At 62.1% G+C, this 17,457-nt stretch carries 16 protein-coding genes; 2 read left to right on the top strand and 14 right to left on the bottom strand.

Annotated elements, in window-relative coordinates; all coding sequences use genetic code 11:
- Nucleotides 1-53: 53 nt before the first annotated feature.
- Nucleotides 54-446 carry a DUF2750 domain-containing protein gene (locus tag KW825_RS04010; RefSeq protein WP_042654911.1) on the bottom strand — a complete coding sequence of 131 codons (393 nt, stop codon included), beginning with the start codon at nt 444-446 and terminating at the stop codon, nt 54-56.
- Nucleotides 447-545: 99 nt separating this feature from the next.
- Nucleotides 546-1,103: a hypothetical protein gene (locus KW825_RS04015; RefSeq protein WP_218328310.1), complete on the bottom strand. Its 558-nt coding sequence runs from the start codon at nt 1,101-1,103 to the stop codon at nt 546-548.
- Nucleotides 1,104-1,347: 244 nt separating this feature from the next.
- Here KW825_RS04015 and KW825_RS04020 point away from each other — a divergent pair, with 244 nt between their 5' ends.
- Nucleotides 1,348-1,596, top strand: coding sequence for a TIGR02647 family protein (locus tag KW825_RS04020; protein WP_042654913.1), 249 nt, complete (start codon nt 1,348-1,350; stop codon nt 1,594-1,596).
- Here KW825_RS04020 and KW825_RS04025 read toward each other — a convergent pair.
- The 7 genes from KW825_RS04025 to KW825_RS04055 all read right to left on the bottom strand — a co-directional run bounded on the left by KW825_RS04025 (nt 1,583) and on the right by KW825_RS04055 (nt 7,362).
- Nucleotides 1,583-1,897 carry a hypothetical protein gene (locus tag KW825_RS04025; protein WP_218328516.1) on the bottom strand — a complete coding sequence of 105 codons (315 nt, stop codon included), beginning with the start codon at nt 1,895-1,897 and terminating at the stop codon, nt 1,583-1,585. The genes KW825_RS04020 and KW825_RS04025 overlap by 14 nt on opposite strands.
- An 86-nt stretch (nt 1,898-1,983) precedes the next feature.
- Nucleotides 1,984-2,193: a cold-shock protein gene (locus KW825_RS04030; protein ID WP_005331438.1), complete on the bottom strand. Its 210-nt coding sequence runs from the start codon at nt 2,191-2,193 to the stop codon at nt 1,984-1,986.
- Between the two features lie 206 nt (nt 2,194-2,399).
- Complete coding sequence (locus KW825_RS04035; protein ID WP_218328311.1) at nt 2,400-3,500, bottom strand: dihydrolipoamide acetyltransferase family protein; 1,101 nt, start codon at nt 3,498-3,500, stop codon at nt 2,400-2,402.
- A complete protein-coding gene (locus KW825_RS04040; protein WP_218291964.1) occupies nt 3,497-4,480 on the bottom strand; it encodes an alpha-ketoacid dehydrogenase subunit beta in 984 nt (327 codons plus the stop codon). Before KW825_RS04040 ends, KW825_RS04035 begins: the two co-directional genes overlap by 4 nt.
- Nucleotides 4,473-5,570: a pyruvate dehydrogenase (acetyl-transferring) E1 component subunit alpha gene (pdhA, locus tag KW825_RS04045; protein WP_218328312.1), complete on the bottom strand. Its 1,098-nt coding sequence runs from the start codon at nt 5,568-5,570 to the stop codon at nt 4,473-4,475. The genes KW825_RS04040 and pdhA overlap by 8 nt, the downstream gene beginning before the upstream one ends.
- Before the next feature lie 271 nt (nt 5,571-5,841).
- Nucleotides 5,842-6,867, bottom strand: a complete 1,026-nt coding sequence (astE, locus tag KW825_RS04050; protein ID WP_218328313.1) for a succinylglutamate desuccinylase — start codon at nt 6,865-6,867, stop codon at nt 5,842-5,844.
- A 285-nt stretch (nt 6,868-7,152) separates the two neighbouring features.
- Nucleotides 7,153-7,362 (bottom strand): DUF1127 domain-containing protein, encoded by a 210-nt coding sequence (locus KW825_RS04055; RefSeq protein WP_042654918.1) that lies wholly within the window; start codon nt 7,360-7,362, stop codon nt 7,153-7,155.
- A 523-nt stretch (nt 7,363-7,885) separates the two neighbouring features.
- Between KW825_RS04055 and KW825_RS04060 the strand changes: the two genes are divergently transcribed.
- Nucleotides 7,886-8,779 (top strand): DNA replication terminus site-binding protein, encoded by an 894-nt coding sequence (locus tag KW825_RS04060; RefSeq protein WP_218328314.1) that lies wholly within the window; start codon nt 7,886-7,888, stop codon nt 8,777-8,779.
- 132 nt (nt 8,780-8,911) lie between these two features.
- Here KW825_RS04060 and KW825_RS04065 read toward each other — a convergent pair whose 3' ends face one another.
- The 5 genes from KW825_RS04065 to KW825_RS04085 all read right to left on the bottom strand — a co-directional run bounded on the left by KW825_RS04065 (nt 8,912) and on the right by KW825_RS04085 (nt 17,449).
- Nucleotides 8,912-12,754 carry a DEAD/DEAH box helicase gene (locus KW825_RS04065; RefSeq protein WP_218328315.1) on the bottom strand — a complete coding sequence of 1,281 codons (3,843 nt, stop codon included), beginning with the start codon at nt 12,752-12,754 and terminating at the stop codon, nt 8,912-8,914.
- 227 nt (nt 12,755-12,981) lie between these two features.
- Nucleotides 12,982-13,635, bottom strand: coding sequence for a YceH family protein (locus KW825_RS04070; RefSeq protein WP_218328316.1), 654 nt, complete (start codon nt 13,633-13,635; stop codon nt 12,982-12,984).
- A 295-nt stretch (nt 13,636-13,930) separates the two neighbouring features.
- The gene (locus KW825_RS04075; RefSeq protein ID WP_218328317.1) at nt 13,931-14,383 is read right to left on the bottom strand and encodes a glycine zipper 2TM domain-containing protein; all 453 of its coding nucleotides are present in this window, start codon (nt 14,381-14,383) and stop codon (nt 13,931-13,933) included.
- A 179-nt stretch (nt 14,384-14,562) separates the two neighbouring features.
- Complete coding sequence (locus tag KW825_RS04080) at nt 14,563-16,281, bottom strand: PglL family O-oligosaccharyltransferase (RefSeq protein WP_256353765.1); 1,719 nt, start codon at nt 16,279-16,281, stop codon at nt 14,563-14,565.
- A gap of 97 nt (nt 16,282-16,378) precedes the next feature.
- Nucleotides 16,379-17,449: an LPS O-antigen chain length determinant protein WzzB gene (locus KW825_RS04085; protein WP_218328318.1), complete on the bottom strand. Its 1,071-nt coding sequence runs from the start codon at nt 17,447-17,449 to the stop codon at nt 16,379-16,381.
- Nucleotides 17,450-17,457: the final 8 nt, after the last annotated feature.

Genomic DNA, 17,457 nt, shown 5'->3' on the forward strand with positions numbered 1-17,457 from the left:
AAAGACCCCGCACAGGCGGGGTCTTTTCATGGTGACAGCACCAGCGGCGAGGCTTAGCCGCGCTTGGCCTGTTTCTGGGCGATGGCGTCGGCCACGTCGGCCGGCTCCAGCACTATGCCTTCCTGATCCGGGGTCGGGAACACGGCGACGCAGAGTTCGTCCTGCTCCATGCCATCGACCCAGCGCTCCAGCCACACCTTGAGGGTGATGGATTGCGGCTTGCAGTCGGCCCACTCGCCTTCGGCCCACGCCTTGGCGTATTCCGGGTGCGGCCAGACCGGGATGCAGTCTTCATCTTCGGTGGTCAGCATCATGACGCCGTGTTCGTCGGTCAGGACATACAGCTCTTCGTGCTCGACCAGCTTGCTGATGAAGTGATCGAAGCGGTAGTCGGCGTTCAGTTGCAGCGCTGCATTGCGCTCGGTGTCGCTAAGTTCATAGCTCATCGGTCAAGTCTCTCATTCAATAAAGGGCGACATGTTCACATCTTGCCGGCGGCTTGTCCAGCATGAGCATGCGGTCGACCGGCCGGCCATCAGGATGGTTCAACCCAGGGTCGGAGTGATCAGGGTGATCTCCGGGGTTTCGGTGAAACGCTGGCGCAGCCAGTAGGCAGACTCCACCTCCACGAAGCAGAGCTGGGAGCGGCCGGCCTGCACGCCCTGCATGATCTGCTCGAATCTGGCCTGCTGCTGCTGCTCCCAGGCGGCCGCCAGCTTGGTGCCATGGGCTTCATCCACCACCCCACGGCGCAGCTCGAACAAGTTATCGGTGATCGGGCTGTTGATCTTGGCCGGGCTGTGCCAATACATAAACAGGTTGTCCAGCATCTCTTCATCGTAACTCGCCAGCCCATCGAGCTCGGGGGTATCGCCCGCCTCGCCGGCCGCGAAGTCACACCACCCCGCCGCCAGCGGCGCCAGCAGCTGAGCACTCTTGGCTTTGGCATGCTGACGCAGGGCTGTCATGTCCCCCCCCTTGATGGCCGGCAGCCAGAGATCGCCCTGATGCTCATCGAGCAGGGGGAGCAGCAAGGAGGAGGCATAGACCGGAAAGCGGGGACCTAGGGAGTGCAGCAGAGAGACCAGAGTGACTGTGATCATGAGAGACGCCTTGAGCTGGAAGACCGGTGTTCAACCTGGCCAGAAAGACAAAAGTGGGACTATCCTACCATGTTTGGCGACCCGAGGCCTGAGCCATCACGCCTGCCAGACGCGGGCTTGAGGCCAAAAAAGCAGCATTCGCACCGCACCGCTCCGGACAAAGCCCAATAGTTTGAGCCAGCGCCCACTAAAGTAAAACCGGGAATGCTAGTTTGCATACATCTTTAGCGTAAGGAGTGCATCCATGAGTGGGATCGACCAGGTTTCTGACGATTTTGTGAATGAGCTGAAAATACTGGCATGCTTTGATCCGGCCAACATGAGTCTGGGGATCAAGTTACGCAGCGACATGTCTGACGAGCTGTGCCTGGCGGCGGAGCGTCTGCATCAGCAAGGCCTGATCAGCGCAACCGATGGCGGCTATCTGACTCCTTTCGGCATGACCATGCTCGAGCACCTCCAACACCTGCTGGTGGCACTCAAACCGAGTTGACCTCCTGCGGCGCCCAGAGCGAGAAGTTGAGCAACTTCCAATGCTCCCCTTGCCGCAGCAGACAAGCAAACAGCAAAGGACCTTCGGGTCCTTTTATCTTGCCGTCGATCAACCACTCCCCCGCCCGTTTCGGCACAGGCAGTGCCCTGATCTCCTCGGGCAGCTCTGCCTTGCCTAGGCGTACCTGCACGAATTGCTGGCACACGGTCACGGCCTCGCTTGCCACAGGATCCGGCACGGGGGGCTTGGCAAGAGTGGATAGCGTCACGGCGAACAAGAGTGATGAGAGCATGATGATCATCAGAAGCAGATGTGGTGTATGAATATGCCATAAAACAAAAAGCCGTGGCACCAGAGGTACCACGGCTTTCTTAAATTCTGTAAGAATTACAGAGCAGTTACGTTCTCAGCCTGCGGGCCTTTCTGACCTTGGGTCACGGAGAACTGTACGCGCTGACCTTCAGCCAGGGTACGGAAGCCGTTACCGCTGATAGCGCTGAAGTGAACGAAAACGTCCGGGCCGTTTTCTTGCTGGATGAAGCCAAAACCTTTGGTTTCGTTGAAAAACTTAACGGTACCGGTGATCATGTTAGACATATCTTTAACCTGTATTCAAAATAATTACTTAATGCTTTTCAGCGGGTAAAGCTCAAAAATGGGATTAATTTATGAACAACAGGGAAAGATGCAAAACATCATACTCATTGACATAACTAATGCCCTTTCAAGCTGGTTTAGATTATACGTGCCTTTGTTGATTACGCAACCAAATTTGCACCCCGCCAGGGGCAGGGTGCAATCGCTTACGCATCCGCCGCTTCCAGTGCCTGAACCAGGGCTTTGAGGAAGCGCGCCGCCTCGCCACCGGTGCAGGCGCGGTGGTCGAAAGTCATCGACAGTGGCAGTGCCCGAACCGGCCGTGCCTCCCCGTGGATGAAGACCACTTTTTCAAACAACTTGCCCGCCCCTATGATGGCCACCTGTGGCGGCGTGACTATGGGACTGGCGTAGCGACCCGCGATGGCGCCGAAGTTGGTGAGGGTAATGGTCGCCCCTTGCAACATCTCCCGCGGCACGGCTCGCGCCTTCACGTCGGCGATCATCCGGTCCAGCCCCTGGCGGATATCCGCCCTCTCCCGCTCGGCCACGTTCTCCATCACCGGCACATAGAGCCCGTGTTTGGAGTCAACCGCGATGGCCACATTGACCTCCTTGAACAGCCTCCTCGAGAGGGTATCCCCGTCAAACCAGGCATTCATGGAGGGCTCGGCGCGACAGGCCACACCGATGGCCTTGATGAGGCGCACTGTGACGTCCTCATCGGCCCGCCAGTGGCGCAAGTCCACCTCGTCGGTGATGCTGACCGGCACCACCGTCTGGTGGGAGAGCTCCATCGCCTTGGCCATGGCCCGGCGCGAACCCTTGAGGAACTCGTTGCCGCTGCTCTGCAGCGCTTCGAAGGCGGTCTGCACGTCCTGCTCGGTCACCATGCCGGCATGGCCGCTGCCCTTGAGCCTGTCGATGTCCAGCCCCAGCTTCTGCGCCAGCAAGCGCACCGCCGGCATGGCCTGCACCAGGGAGCCACCGGGCGCCATGGTCCCCACCACGAAGTGATCCTCGATGTGTTGCTGATGGGCGCTGACCTTGCCCACCACGGTGCCATCGTCTTCGCCCCCTTCAAACTCCACCAGCGGCGCGCCGATATGGAGTATGTCCCCCTCCTGGCCGCAGAGTCGGGCGATCACCCCCGCCACCGGCGAGGGCACATCCACCAGCGCCTTGGCGGTCTCCACCGACAGCAGCACCTGATCGACACTCACGGTATCGCCGGCACTCACCTTCCATTCGACGATCTCGGCCTCGGCCAATCCTTCGCCCAGATCCGGTAATTTGAAAAATTTCATGACCATTTCTCCATCAGCTGGTGAGCCGCATCCGCAATATCCTGCTCGGTGATGAGATAATACTCTTCGTTGCGATAGTAGGGCACGGCGGCATCCACCCCGGTGAGCCGCTTGGGTGGCGCCTTGAGGCTGGTAAGCGCCTCCTCGGTGACCCGCGCCACTATTTCGGCACCGACCCCGAAGCTGCCGCACGCCTCGTGCACCACCAGCAGGCGACCGGTCTTGCGTACCGAGGCCAAAATGCTCTCCATGTCCAGCGGCTTGATGGTGGCGAGATCCAGCACCTCGCACTGGATGTCCTGCTCCGCCAGCAGGGCGGCGGCCCGCATCACCTCCTGGATGCAGGCACCCCAGGCGACTATGGTGAGATCCCGTCCGGGCCGCAGGGTGAAGCAGACATCCAGCGGCAGGCCGACACCGTCATCCACCACGTCCGACTTCATGGAGCGATAGATGCGATCCGGCTCGAAGAACATCACCGGATCCGGGTCACGGATGGCCGAGAGCAACAAGCCATATGCCCGTCTCGGGCTGGAGGGAATGACCACCCGCAGGCCCGGAATATGGGCGAACAGCGCCTCGACGCTCTCGCTGTGGTGCTCCGGCGAGTGGATACCGGCGCCATAGGGCGAGCGGTAGACGATGGGACAGGAGAGCCGACCACGGGTGCGGTTGCGCATCCGTGCCGCCTGGCAGATGATCTGCTCCATGCCGGGGAAGATGAAGCCCTGGAACTGGAACTCGGCCACCGGCTTGAGCCCCTGGGTCGCCATGCCGACCGCTACCCCGGCGATCAGCCCCTCCGCCAGCGGGGTGTCGATCACCCGCTTGAAACCGAACTTGTCGCGCAGGCCCACGGTGGCGCGAAACACCCCGCCGTTGACCCCCACATCCTCACCCAGCACCACCACGTCGGGGTCGCGCTCCATCTCATGGTGCAACGCCAGATTGATGGCTTCGAGCAGTGTGATGTCACTCATGGTGTGTCTCCCCGCCGTGCAGCTGCATGCCCTTGGCGATGATGCGCTGGCGCTGCGCCCGATAATCCTTGGGCAGCTCGGCAAACTGGTAATCGAGCACGGTTTCCGGCGCCTGCCGCACCGTGCTCTCGTAGGCGGCGACGGCTCGCTCAACCTCCCGGCTGGCCTCCGCCAGCAGCGCCTGCTCCTGATGCTCGTCCCACCAGCCCTGCGCGGCCATGAACTGGCGCAACCGCTTGACCGGCTCCTTGGCCCAGGCGGCTTCCACCTCGGCGGCATCGCGGTAGCGGGTCGCATCATCGGCGGTGGTGTGATCCCCGAGCCGGTAGCTGATGGCCTCGATCAGAGTCGGCCCCTTGCCGGCACGCGCCCGCTCGACGGCGGCGCGGGTCGCCTCATAGACGGCCACCACGTCGTTGCCGTCGACCTGAATGCTGCGCACCCCGGCCCCTATCCCCTTCTGAGCCAGAGTGGGGGCGCTCGACTGCAACTTGCGCGGTACCGAGATGGCCCACTGGTTGTTGTTGATGACCATCACCATGGGCAGATGCCAGACGCCGGCGCAGTTGAGCCCCTCCAGGAAGTCTCCCTTGGAGGTGCCGCCGTCGCCTATGGTGACCACGGCGACGCGGGGCTGGTTGCGCAGCTTGAAGGCAGCCGCGATGCCGGCGGCGTGGGTGATCTGGGTGGCGATAGGGACGCAGATGGGCAAGTCTTCCGACAGTTCGCCATCGGCCTTGTAGAAGACGCTGCCCCGTTCATCCCCACCCCAATACTGCAGGTTCTGCTCCATGGGCACGCCCCGCACATAGAGGGTGGGCATGTCCCGGTAGTAGGGCACATAGACATCCTGAGGCTGCATGGCGAGACCGACCCCAATCCCGACCGCCTCTGCCCCCAGGTGGGAGGGAAAGGTGCCGAGCTTGCCGGTTCGCTGCAGTGCAATCGCTTTCTTGTCGTAGCTGCGCACCATCACCATGTTGCGGTAGAAGGTGTGCAGGGTCGCCTTGTCCAGCCAGGTCGGTAGTGTCTCGACCGGGCGCCCTTCCTCATCGAGGTAGCGAAGGAAAGGGATGTCGACATGGGTCATAACTGGCTCCTTGCCGTTGTCAACGTCACCACCATGAGGTGACACCTGAAATGTAAACAACATGTTAAGCAAAGGGCAATGGGATTTAACCAGGTAAGACCAGTAGAAACTTCTTTAATTTCAGAAAGAAGATAAGATTTTCGGCGAGCGGAAACGAAGAAGGGAGCCCTTTCGGGCTCCCTGTCATGCTGAGTTCGGGATCACTGCCATAATCCGATAGCCGCCACCAGCCGCCAGGGGCGCAGGTTCGGCGTGCAGAGGTAGGCTCAGATCACTCCCACAGGCGGGTCGGCACCACCAGCAGCATGGTGCGCTGACCGATGGCCACGCTGGCATTGGGGAACACCACCGCCTCCCGCGGTTTCTCTACCCTGTATTGCAGATCGCCGTCTTCTGCCAGCACAAATCCCTGGGGAAACTCGGTGAAATTGTCCACATCGCTGGCGAACAGGAAACGAAACTGCGCCGAGCGCTTGTTGATCACCCGATCGATGGCAAAGATGGTGAAGTCATCCGCCCGCCAGGGCTCGAGCACCACTTCTTCTTGGGTCACCAGCTCCTGCAACGCCTGACGCGCCTCGATGAAGCGGGTCATGTCGTTCTCCCCGAACGGACGCACCTTGCCGAGCTCCACCGTGAAGGCATGGGCCCCATGCTGGTGCGAGCTGTAATAGCTGAAGGTGGTGGTCGGGCCGCTGGAGAGCAGTATGGTGCGCACCCCGCAGGCGCCGAGGAACTGCACCTGCTCCTTGCAATGCGGCCGCTCGTGGGGGAAGGGATAGACCGCAAACTTCTCGTGACGCGAGCCGCGGATGGCGGTGTGCAGATCGTAGTGATAGCGGGGCCTGGCGGGATCGGCGAAGAAGCGGCTCACATGTTGTTCCAGCCCCATGGCGCGGATCCGCTCCCTGTTGCACAACCCCCCCCCCTTGCCGCCTGTGCCAGAATGCGCGCCAGAGAAGAGCCGGTTCATGTTCTCCTCCACCTCCCGCAGCCCCAGGTTCATGGCCGCCGGATTGCCAAACAGGAACAGCACCCGGTGGCGAGCCCTGAGCTCCCCGCTGAGCAGCCGGGTCAGCAGCTGGTTGCAGATCTCGATGGGGGCTGTCTCGTTACCGTGGATGCCGCAGGAGAGCACTATGTCCTTGCGTCCCCCCGCCCCATTGGCGGGCTCCAGACAGAGCACGCCGGTGTCCCACACGCTCACCCGGGAGCCATCCGGCAGATCGAATGCAAAGGGATCAAGCTGCCATTCGTGGCGGCGGGTCAGGGCCAAAAAGTCATGCTGGGGAATCATCCGTCTCACCCTCTTGTCTGGAATGCTATGGCCGGATTATACCCAAGGCGGGCAGGCTTAAAATCGATTTTTAAACAAATTCAAACAGTAAGGATACAAAGATGGCGACAGCTGGTGACAAGTCGAATGGCACGGGGAACAGATGAGGAATATTTCAGGGCTGAGACTGCAAGGGGAAAAAACGCTGCATGGGGCTGGGTGGCAAGGCGCCACATCGGCAAGCGGGGTGCCGGGGAAGGCGGAGTACGAGATCAGCGGAAAAACGAGGCATCCATGCCCGGCTGATCAACCACGCCAGAACGGCTTGGTGGTCTCTTGATAGCGGTCGGCTTCGTTCAGGCCGATGTCTTTGAGCAGATAGGCGGGCAGCTCGGAGAGCTGGCGGCGGCTGCGGCTGCGTTCCAGCCAGGTCACTACGGTCGTTTTCACGCGAGCAGCCAGATTCGATTGGCTGGAATGCTGATAACCGGCTTCGGTATACGTCATGTTGGCCATGATATGGCTCCTCTCTCTAGTTCTGCGCAAGGCTCGGATTTGATGCGCAAAGCTTAGTCAGGCGGAGGGGGTGGCTCAATTGACGAATTTTGATACAACGCATGAGTAAAACTAATGGTTGATATGGCCAACCACCAAGACATAACCGATTGATTCTAAATGATTAATTTGTGGTCTCATTTCCCTGCACGACCGGGCAGCATATTCTCCTGCATGCGCTACTTCTAACTATGCAGTTTCCAGCAGTAGCTATGCAGCCCAGGTATTTCGGGGCGGACGCTGTCACTGGGCATTCACATCCAGTTGTTAATCAAGAGATCTTTTATTGATCCTTATTTAACAGACAGATACAAAATATACACTCTCAAATGGCAACCATTTTCAGGCCGCACCGAATCCTCATAACAGGAGACACTTGGCGCGCTTTCGGCATGCTGGTATGGTTATTTATACAGTAGTTTAGCCATGTATCCCGTCGGCCTCATTGCGAGCGCCGGATCGGATGCGATCACAGGATAAGCCGATGGACACCTTTACCCCGACCGCCGCCCTGCGTCAACAGATGGAGGCCCTCGAAGCGGCGCTGGCCCGCCTGGCTCAGCAGTTGAGTCGACTCCCGCTGCAAGAGGGCCACGTCTATCCCCTCCCCGCCGTGCCGCAGGGGGAGGAGCACGATCCCATCGCCCAAATAGAGGTCGGTTATCTGGGGGGCGACGAGGCGCTGGCCGCCGCGATTGCCGCCTATCAGGATCACAGCGCCCGCCCCGGCTGCTCTACCAAGGCGACCCACCGACTGCCCGGCTGGCTGCGCTTCCCCGCCGCCAGCGCCAGCCTGCTGCGCCCGCTGCTCGATGAGATCAACGCCCACAAGCTCGCCTTCAAGGCCCTGGTGCAGCAGGCGGGGGGACGGGACGAGAAGTTCGAGCTGGTACACCAGGCGTTGCCCGGGGTCATCACCCTGCAGGTCTACCGCAAGCTGACCCTGCTGGAGGGGGAGCTGCACTCGCTGGGGTTCACCTGGGCCGACAAGCAGAGCATCAGTCGCCTCAGCTGCGAGCAGGTGCTCGAGATGCTGGAGCGCAGCCGCCGCTATATCCCGGCGCTCTCCAACAACGAGGAGTGGAGCAAGATGGTGGATCAGGAGGTGTATGACATTCGCCGTCTGCCCGCCGATGCCGAGCTGCGGATCCGGCGGCCGGTCAAGACCCACCCCATGATCAACCTGCTCTGGCAGGACAGGGAGCCGCGCAAGCAGCAGCTCAAGGCGAGCCTGCCGCTGCTGCTCTGCTCGGACACCCCGCCCAGCGTCACCCACCTCGGCCACTACCCGCCCAAGCTGCGCCAGGCGCGGCGGGATCGCAAGATAGGCGGCGAGGCCATCATAGAGCGACTGCACCTCTATCGCTATCAGGGCTAGCCGCTCCCTCAGCCAGACATATTGCAGAGATGCCCTGACGCTGGAAATGAGCGCCCTGAAGCACTGAAAAAAGACGAGGGGGATGATCACCAGGACCATCCCCCTCTCGCACGCAGGCAAGCGCCGCCGTTATCAGCTCATCAGCAGGGCGCGCAGGCTCTCCACATCCAGGCCACGAACCTCGGACTGACCGCTGAGCAGGCCATCGGCCAGCGCCCGTTTCTCGTCGTGCAGCGCTACTATCTTCTCCTCCACCGTCTGCTCGCACACCAGCCGATACACGGTCACCGGCTGGGTCTGCCCCATCCGGTGGGCCCGATCGCTCGCCTGATCCTCCACCGCCGGGTTCCACCAGGGATCCAGGTGCAGCACGGTATCTGCCTGGGTCAGGTTCAGACCGGTGCCGCCGGCCTTGAGGCTGATGAGGAACAGCGGGACAGGTTCGTGACGAAAACGCAGGATGGACTCCTGGCGGGACTTGGCGGAACAGCCGCCGTCCAGATAGCAGTAGTCCCACTGCTTCTGCTCGATGCGGGCCCGCAGCAGGCTCAGCAGATCGACGAACTGGCTGAACACCAGCACCCGATGACCGCCGTCGATGGCCTCCTCGAGCAGCCCCATGGCCTCGTCCAGCTTGCTGCTGGTCTGACTCCACTCCGGCATCACCAGCTTGGGGGAGCAGCAGAGCCGGCGCAACCGAGTCAGGCCGCTCAGCACGTGCATCAGGGCACGGCCATCGGCGCTCTGCACCTGCTGCACCACCTCGCGCCGGGTCGCCTCGTAGAGCTGGCGCTCCTCGGGGGAGAGGCTGATGTGATGGATGATCTCGGTCTTGTCCGGCAGCTCGGTCAGCACCTGCTGCTTGAGGCGGCGCAGGATGAAGGGGCTGATCACCGCCCGCAGCAACGCCATGTGCTGGGGATCCTTCACCGCCTTGCCGAAGCGGCGCTTGAACTCGCCGAGGCTGCCGAGCAGACCCGGGTTGATGAAGGTGAACAGGCTCCACAGCTCCCCCAGGTGGTTTTCGATGGGGGTGCCGGAGAGGGCCAGACGAAAATCCCCCTCGAGCTGGAACAGCAGCTTGGCGCGCTGGGTGCCGGCATTCTTGATCTGCTGGGCCTCGTCCAGCACCATGCTCGCCCAGCGGCGGGACTTGAGTGCCTGCGCCAGGCTACCGAGCATGCCGTAGTTGACCAGGATGATCTGGCCGGCCCTGGCATCGCGGATCAGCCCTTCTCGCTCGGAGGGCTGCTCGAACACCACCACCTCCAGCTCGGGGGCGAAGCGGGCCACCTCCTCCTGCCAGTTGGTGACCACTGACTTGGGCACCACCACCAGCGCCGGGCCGAGATGCTGGCGCATGCGCAGCACGACCAGCGCCTGCAGCGTCTTGCCAAGGCCCATGTCATCGGCCAGACAGGCACCGAAGCCATGGTGGGCCAGGGTCGCCATCCAGCGCACCCCGTCCTTCTGATAGTCCCGCAGCGCCGTCAGCAGCTCGGGGGCGCAGTCCACCTCCTGCTGCCACTCCTGCTGCAACGACTGCCAGGCATCATCCCCTGCGGTGGTCACCGCCGACAGCAGGCGGGCCAGCGGATAGGCCAGCTTGTTGTTGATGCGCTGATCGGCGTCCAGCATGGCGCCCAGCATGGTGAGTCGCTCCACCAGCTTGTCGCTCAGCATCAGGCTGGTCTTCTCGTCGAGCTGGACGGTGCGCTGACCCGGGGTCAGCTGGCGCAGGATGAGGCGCAGGTCGAGGATCTGGTGCTCGTCCAGCGCCAGGGCCCCTTCAATCTGGAACCAGTCCTGGCGCCGCTCGATGCGCAGGCTGAGGGCCGCCTCGTCGAGGCTCTTGAGGCGGGCGCTGTCCTGATGCCAGTGAATGACCACTCCGGCCTCCACCAGCTCGGGCAGCGAGTTGACCAGGGTCAGCGCCTGCTCACCCTCCAGCTTCCATTCGTTGCCTGGCAGCCCGATGGGCAGCTGGTTGCGCAGCAACTGGGCCTCGCCCTTCTCGGCGGCGAGATCCCGCTGCCAGTAGTGATAATCCCTGACTCCCTGCCGCACTATGGCCTCCCCCTTGCCGAGCGGCAACGGCGGCAGCTCCCCCTGCCGGGTCACCAGCTGGACCACCAGCTGGCCATCCTGCCAATCCAGCTGGACCGAGGGCACCCCGGGCCAGGGGGCGAGTTCGGCATTGCCCTGCAGCCCCGCCACCTGGCTGTGCCACGGCAGCTCGGGGATGGCGTCCAGGGTCCGTTGCAGCTCCGCCAGTCCGGCCTCGGGCAACAGGGGGATGGATTCGAGCGCGGGCAGTCTGTCCAGCAGCGCCTGCGGAGTCAGGATGAGCTGCCACAGGTCCTGGGCCAGAGGCACTATGTGCGCCCCGCGCGCCGCGGCAAGCGGGCTCAGCACGGCGCTCATGCCCTGCTCGGTGGCCACTATCTGCAGCAGGGGGGCGCTGATGGCCAGTTGCAGCTTCTGCCCCTTGGCGTTGAACAGGCGGGGGTGATCGGCGAGCGGTGCCCAGGCCTCCCGCGGCAACTTGCTCATCACCCGTGGCAGGGTGCGCACCAGCGCCCAGTCCGCCTCGTCGAGCAGAGCGGCATACTGGGTGGAGAGCAGGGCAGGATCGACCCGGCGGCCGGCGGTCCACTCCCCCTTGGTGCTCTGCTTCTGGATCTTGCACTCCAGCTCGGGGCCATCCGCATGGAGCAGCCATACCAGCCGCTCTTGTGCCTTGCGCACACCGCTGGAGCGCCCCAGCCCCTGCAGCCAGTTCAGCCAGCTGGCCGAGGCGGGCGTCTTGTCTTCGTCATCCTGCTCATCGGCCGCGTCGACCTCAGCGGCGGCGCGCAGCCGCTGCAACGGGGCGTGCTGCGCCCCCATGCCCAGTAAGAGCCGCAGCAGATCCTGGCAGAAGGCCATCAGGCGGTGACGCGGGCTCGCCTCCAGCACATGGGAGAGATCCCACTTGTGCAGTATGGCCACCTGGGGGCTCTGCTCGCCGTGCCGCGCCAGGGCGCAGAGATCGAGCCAGAGATAGCCCCAATGGAGCTCCTCCAGCGGCAGTTGCAGGGTATCGAACAGACCGACCGACTGGCCGTGGCGATCACCGGCCCACTGGCCCAGCAGATCGCTCAGCAGCGGGAAGTGATTGCCCAGACTGCGCTGCCACTTCTTGCGCTGCTCGCTGGCGAGCACGGGATCGGCCTGTTGCAGCCAGCCCAGCCAGAGCAGGGCGCTGAACAGCCGGGGCCAGGGCTCTTGCGCCGCCGGCGCCTGCCACTGCCCCAGCGCGCTGAGCAGCCGTTCGGCTAGGGGTTGATCTCCCCCCCGCTCGGCCAGCTGCTGCAGAGCCGGCCAGTAAGTGGTTACCTCGCCGTCCGGCGCGCCACAGAGCCAGCTCCACTCCGCAGCCAGCGTCTCGACCCGGCCCGCCAGCGCAGGGGCACAGGCCGCCGTGACGCGCGCCAGCGGCCAACCGTCCTCGGGCTCGGCGTCGAGCAGGGTCTGCAGGGCGAAATGCTCGAGCAGCAGCCCTTGCCACTCGGGGCTTGAGCCCGGCAGCAGGCGGTGAGCATCGGGCAAGTCCAGCAGGCTCAAGAGCTCCGCGCTCTGGTAATAGGCCGGGATCTGACCCGCCTCCCCCAGGCAGAGTTCACGCACCAGGGCCTGCGCCAGCTCCTGGCCGGTGACCGAGGGGACCCGGGTCCAGTCCGGCATGGGGCATTCCCCCGCCCGTACCGCCAGGATCAGGGCCAGGGTTCCTTCCGCCGTCAGGCTCCACTGCTGCTCCCCGCGCAGCCGCACCAGCCCTTGCTGCTGCAGCTGGTTCAGCCGATCAGCCAGCGCCAACCCGGGGGAGTGCTGCGCGTGCAGCGTCTCCTGCAAATAGCGGGTACTGGCGGCGCGCTGCAGTTGCAGCTCGCTGAGCAGGGCATGGCAATCCGAAGAGAGGGTGAAGGCTGACATCAGAACTCGCGGGCAGGTGCAAAGGCGGAATTTTAACGGGAAAGCGGCGGCGGCTCGACCCTTAACCGCGAATTAGTACAAAAAAAAGCGCAGGGCGCATAAAACGAGGGGATGAAACGGGCAGAGCTCACCGCCATGACGAGGTGAAGAAGAGCAGAAATACCCCACCAAAGTGCCATAAAAAAAGGCGCCTGAGCGCCTCTTTGCAATGAAGGTGACGGGAGGATTCAGCCTTCCAGCTGGGCCAGCCGCGCCTCCAGGGCCTGTAACTGGGCCTTGAGGCTTTCTACTTCCTCTTCCAGCACACTCAGTCGATCGGCGGCGGGAGAGGCAGAGTGACTGGCGGGGGCGGCCTCGGCCAGCGCCTGCAGATCGATCTCGCCGCTGAACAGGTGGGCGTAACGGGATTCTCGCTTGCCCGGCTCGCGCGGCAGCTTGACCACATAGGGCCCCTGCTCGCTGAGCTCGGCCAGCACGGCATCCACCTGGGTCACATCATCGAAGCTGCACAGGCGGTTGGTGCGCGAGCGCAGCTCGCCCGGGGTCTGCGGGCCACGCAACAGCAACTCGCAGAGGATGCCGAGCGCCTGCGCCGAGAATTTCAGCTCGCCGAATTCGGTATTACAGAAGCGGTGTTGATAACGGGGCACCCGAGCATTGAAGCCGGCGGTGTTGACCACCAGCCGACGGCGGATCAGTTCATCCACCACGGCGCGGATATCCAGCTCGGAGAGCTCCAGCACGGGTTCGCGGTTGCTCTTCTGGTTGCAGGCATTGACCAGCGCGTTGAGAGAGAGGGGGTATTGATCCGGCGTGCAGATCTCTTTCTCTATCAGGCAGCCGATCACGCGCGCCTCGAGTGGGCCTAGTACTAACTCCATTTCAACCTCCCTTGCCAAACGTTAAGGGCCTCATCTTAACCAAGGCGTCCTCGTCGTCCAGCAGAGAAACCTGTTTTTGCGAGCCGGTGAAAACCTTGATGAAACATCGCACAATCCAGAAGGCGGCACCCGGTGAACAGCCAGCCTCTTTCGAGGCCTGGTATTGGTTTGATCAGAGTCTCACATCAACCGTACTGAACCCGAGTGGTGCCATAACCCGCAGCCGTGCCCTCCTCTCCCCGGTTTATGCTCGCCATGGGACACGGCCTGGATGCCATGACCGAGCAAAGCCCCCTTAGACCGACTTGTCGACCTGGGTATCCGTCCCCGTGGTCAGGATGCGCACCTTGTCGCCCTTGTTGAAGATGAGATTGGGATCGTTCTCCTGCACGACGTTGAGCAGTTTTCCTGCCTGAGTCTTGATCTGCAGCTCGACCGTCTGCTTGCCCTGGGTGGTGCCCTGTTCACTCTGGCGACGGCGTGAGGCCTCGGCCCCCGCAACCGCTCCCACTGTGGTGGCGACGGTCTGGCCCGAGCCACCGCCGAATTGACTGCCGACGGCGGCCCCCAGGGCGGCGGCGCCTATGGTGCGCAGCGGTCGGGCACCCTGATGAGTGGCGGTATTCGCCTGGGTGATGATGCGGCTCTCCTGCACTGTCCCGTATTCCACCTGGCTACTGGTGCCGGCCATGCCGGGTGAACTGATCAGGATGAGCAGGCTGGCGGCGATAGATGCTGTTTTCTTCACGATGTCGACTCCGATGACAAAGGCGCCCCAGCGTTGGGCACCTGGCTTGCGGATGGCTGCTAATTGCTGCCATTTTTGCAAGAGACTACACCGCCAATCCTGACTGTGAGCTTGCCCGAAACAACAATGGCGGCAGCCTCTTCCTTGTCATAGAACCAGAATAAATCCGTGGCACAACATCAACTTGACGGCTTGCGCTCCAGCGTCGCCGCGACCGACTTGGCCGCCGAGCCGGTGAGCAAGGGCTCACCCGGATAGAGCATCAGTGCCTGGGTACGCAGGCGCTTCGCCTCCTCCTGCCGCCCCAGCGCATCGAGGGCTAGCACCATGTTGGCGTAGATGTTGGCTCTGGGGGTGTGGCGCACGAACTCCTGCCCCCAGTCGAGATACGCCTCCAATTCCTCCTGATTGTGGGCCTGCAGGCCGACCATCAGGCGCACCGCATTCACGTCAAACTCCACCCGGGTCAGCCAGGCCATGGGGTTGACGATGTCCAGCAACAGGGTCGGCTGCTTGTAGCCGCCACGCTCATACTTGGTCACCACCCAGGCGGTATGAATGGCCGTGAGCATGAAGGGCACCACGACCAGTGGAATACCGATGGCCAGGAAGCGCAGCAACAGCCAGGGGCGATAGACATATTCCCGCCAGTTGGCGTGGCCAAAGGCCTGCGCCCCCTCCTCCACTTCCGCATCCAGCACATAGATGAGCAGCAACAGGGCCCACCACAGGGCGATGGCGTGGTAGAGGGGATACTCGGTCTGGGTGTGCAGCAGGATGGGCGTGATCAGGGCCAGCAGCGCCAGACCCTGCGACCAGCCGGCCTTGGTCAGTCGCCACAGCAGGGTACCGGCCATCAGCAGCATGCCGAGCATGGAGGCAAGCCCCCCTTCCACCGCCCAGTAGAGAAACTCGTTGTGGGGGTGATCCAGGTTGTATTCGATCTGCACCATGGCGGGATTCTGCGCCTTGTCGGCCATGTAGTGCTGCAGGAAGACGGGCTCGAAACTGCCATAACCCCAACCGGTCCAGGGCGCCTCGGCGATCAACTTGGCGGCATAGGGCCAGTAGATGGAACGCATGCCACCGGACTGATACATCTCCAGCCCCCGCTTGGCCCCCGCCATCCCGTATTGGGATGCCAACCCCAAGGCGATGCCCAGCCCAACCAGCCCCAGTACCCGGCCTAGCTGCCGCTGGCGATAGAGCTGCGGCGCGAGCAAGAGCAAGGCCAACAGCCCGCCAAGCTGCCCCACCCGCGACTGCAGCACCACCAACAGCAGGCTGGCTGCCAGGATCACGCCATAGCGCAGTCCCCGCAGCCAGCCGTTGGCCAGCCCCCGCAGCTCCAGCCAGATGGCGAGGGATAATCCGGTCGCCATGAAGCTGGCCATCACATTGGGTTGCTGGAAGATGCCGTAAGGGCGATTGGTCTGGGTGTCATAGCCGAGCCAGTTGCCCGGCGTCAGCAGGTAGTACTGCACCAACCCGAGCAATGCCTCGATGGCCACCGCCCCCAGCAGCAGATAGAGCAGCCGGTCACGCGCATCGCGAGCCAGTTGCCACTGGTAGAGGCAGAACAGAAACAACAGGCCGGTGAACAACCCCAGCAGACGGGGAATGGCGTAATCCTTGAGCTCAAAACTGGGGTATGCCATCGGCAGCAGCAGCAGCAATCCACCTAGCCATAGCCCGGCCTGCAATGACGAGAAGACCAGCTTCTGCTGCAGCGTGACCTGCCACAGTCCAAGTCCGATAACACTGCTGGCGAAGATCCAGCCCCAGGCATTGAACGGCAGGTAGAGCCCAGATCCGCCGGGGTTATGCATGAAGAAATGCATGCCCAGCAGCCAATAGAGCACACTGACAAGGCCAAAGGCCTTAATTGTTACCTTCATCTTCCCTGACCCCCACGCACTCAGATTCATAGCACCATCACCAGCATCCCAAGAAGCAAAAAGGGGGCTGAGCCCCCTTTGATTCACTTAGCAACGATTATGCCCGTTCTGGCCTGCGAAAGGCATGGCGAACCAAGACAATACCGACCCCCAGCATGCCGCCGAGCAAGGTGGCCAGCACCACGATCAGGGGACGCTTGGGCTTGTCACGGCTCATCGGCTCGTCGGGAGCATCAAGATATGAGAAAGGACGGAATGCAATTCCTTCCAAAGAAATACGCTTGAGGCGTGCCATCTGTACTTGCAGAGACTGCAACTTGGGTTGGTAGAGCTCAAGGTCGATAGATTTGAGTAAAGATAATTTCTCTTCCAAGCCCTTGGAACCCAGCGAGATGGAGAGACGCTCCTGGTTGTCGTAGTTTTCCAGTGGCGCGGCAACACCTGCCGCCTTGGCCACTCTGTTGGCCAGAGCCAATTCTGAAATTTCCTGTTGCAGTGCGCGCTTGGTATCTTCCCGCATTATCACATACTGAGTGTTCATTCCCTCCAGCTGCAAATCACGCTGCTCACCGAGCCGGTGCACCAACTGCTGCTGTTGCAACTTAGTGATGTAGTCGACATACCCCTCCAGCATCACCAGCGAGCTCTCGGCAGTAGGGGCGGCAAAGGTGATCTCAACTCCCGGCTCTTCCCCCTTTTTGTCCACGGGCTGAGCCGTCACTAACTTACCCCAGTCACGCAACCAGCGCCGCTGTGCCTTATCATCAAGCCCTTGCACTTTTGCAAACTCGGCAAACAAGGGACTGCTTTTCAGGTAGTTCCGACGGTTCTCGTAGGCGTTGAATTCCTGAACAAACTCCTGATAAAGGCTTTTGCCACTGGGAAAATCTTTGAGCCCCAGTGCAACTGCCTGCATAGCCACTTTTTGCATCGGCATCAGATCTTCTGGTTTGGGCTCTGCGATCACTGCTGTGGCAGACCACTGCTGGGGTGCAGTCAATGCGTAGAGCACACCGACCAAGCCAAACACGCCGGCAACCAGCAGAATCAACATTTTCTGGCGCCACAGCACCAGGATAAGCTCGCGCAGATCAATCTCATCACCCGTTGAGGCCTGCCAACCCTGCGGCAACTTATTATCTGAATTATCGAATACCTGTTTGTTCATACGAAGCT

The sequence above is a fragment of the Aeromonas sp. sif2433 genome (assembly GCF_019218705.1).
GTDB lineage: Bacteria > Pseudomonadota > Gammaproteobacteria > Enterobacterales > Aeromonadaceae > Aeromonas > Aeromonas encheleia.

What these genes read in the sequence shown, in the direction of transcription:
- KW825_RS04010 (WP_042654911.1), bottom strand. Translation starts at nt 446, where the DNA reads ATGAGCTATGAACTTAGCGACACCGAGCGCAATGCAGCGCTGCAACTG.
- KW825_RS04015 (WP_218328310.1), bottom strand. Translation starts at nt 1,103, where the DNA reads ATGATCACAGTCACTCTGGTCTCTCTGCTGCACTCCCTAGGTCCCCGC.
- KW825_RS04020 (WP_042654913.1), top strand. Translation starts at nt 1,348, where the DNA reads ATGAGTGGGATCGACCAGGTTTCTGACGATTTTGTGAATGAGCTGAAA.
- KW825_RS04025 (WP_218328516.1), bottom strand. Translation starts at nt 1,897, where the DNA reads ATGATCATCATGCTCTCATCACTCTTGTTCGCCGTGACGCTATCCACT.
- KW825_RS04030 (WP_005331438.1), bottom strand. Translation starts at nt 2,193, where the DNA reads ATGTCTAACATGATCACCGGTACCGTTAAGTTTTTCAACGAAACCAAA.
- KW825_RS04035 (WP_218328311.1), bottom strand. Translation starts at nt 3,500, where the DNA reads ATGAAATTTTTCAAATTACCGGATCTGGGCGAAGGATTGGCCGAGGCC.
- KW825_RS04040 (WP_218291964.1), bottom strand. Translation starts at nt 4,480, where the DNA reads ATGAGTGACATCACACTGCTCGAAGCCATCAATCTGGCGTTGCACCAT.
- pdhA (WP_218328312.1), bottom strand. Translation starts at nt 5,570, where the DNA reads ATGACCCATGTCGACATCCCTTTCCTTCGCTACCTCGATGAGGAAGGG.
- astE (WP_218328313.1), bottom strand. Translation starts at nt 6,867, where the DNA reads ATGATTCCCCAGCATGACTTTTTGGCCCTGACCCGCCGCCACGAATGG.
- KW825_RS04055 (WP_042654918.1), bottom strand. Translation starts at nt 7,362, where the DNA reads ATGGCCAACATGACGTATACCGAAGCCGGTTATCAGCATTCCAGCCAA.
- KW825_RS04060 (WP_218328314.1), top strand. Translation starts at nt 7,886, where the DNA reads ATGGACACCTTTACCCCGACCGCCGCCCTGCGTCAACAGATGGAGGCC.
- KW825_RS04065 (WP_218328315.1), bottom strand. Translation starts at nt 12,754, where the DNA reads ATGTCAGCCTTCACCCTCTCTTCGGATTGCCATGCCCTGCTCAGCGAG.
- KW825_RS04070 (WP_218328316.1), bottom strand. Translation starts at nt 13,635, where the DNA reads ATGGAGTTAGTACTAGGCCCACTCGAGGCGCGCGTGATCGGCTGCCTG.
- KW825_RS04080 (WP_256353765.1), bottom strand. Translation starts at nt 16,281, where the DNA reads ATGAAGGTAACAATTAAGGCCTTTGGCCTTGTCAGTGTGCTCTATTGG.
- KW825_RS04085 (WP_218328318.1), bottom strand. Translation starts at nt 17,449, where the DNA reads ATGAACAAACAGGTATTCGATAATTCAGATAATAAGTTGCCGCAGGGT.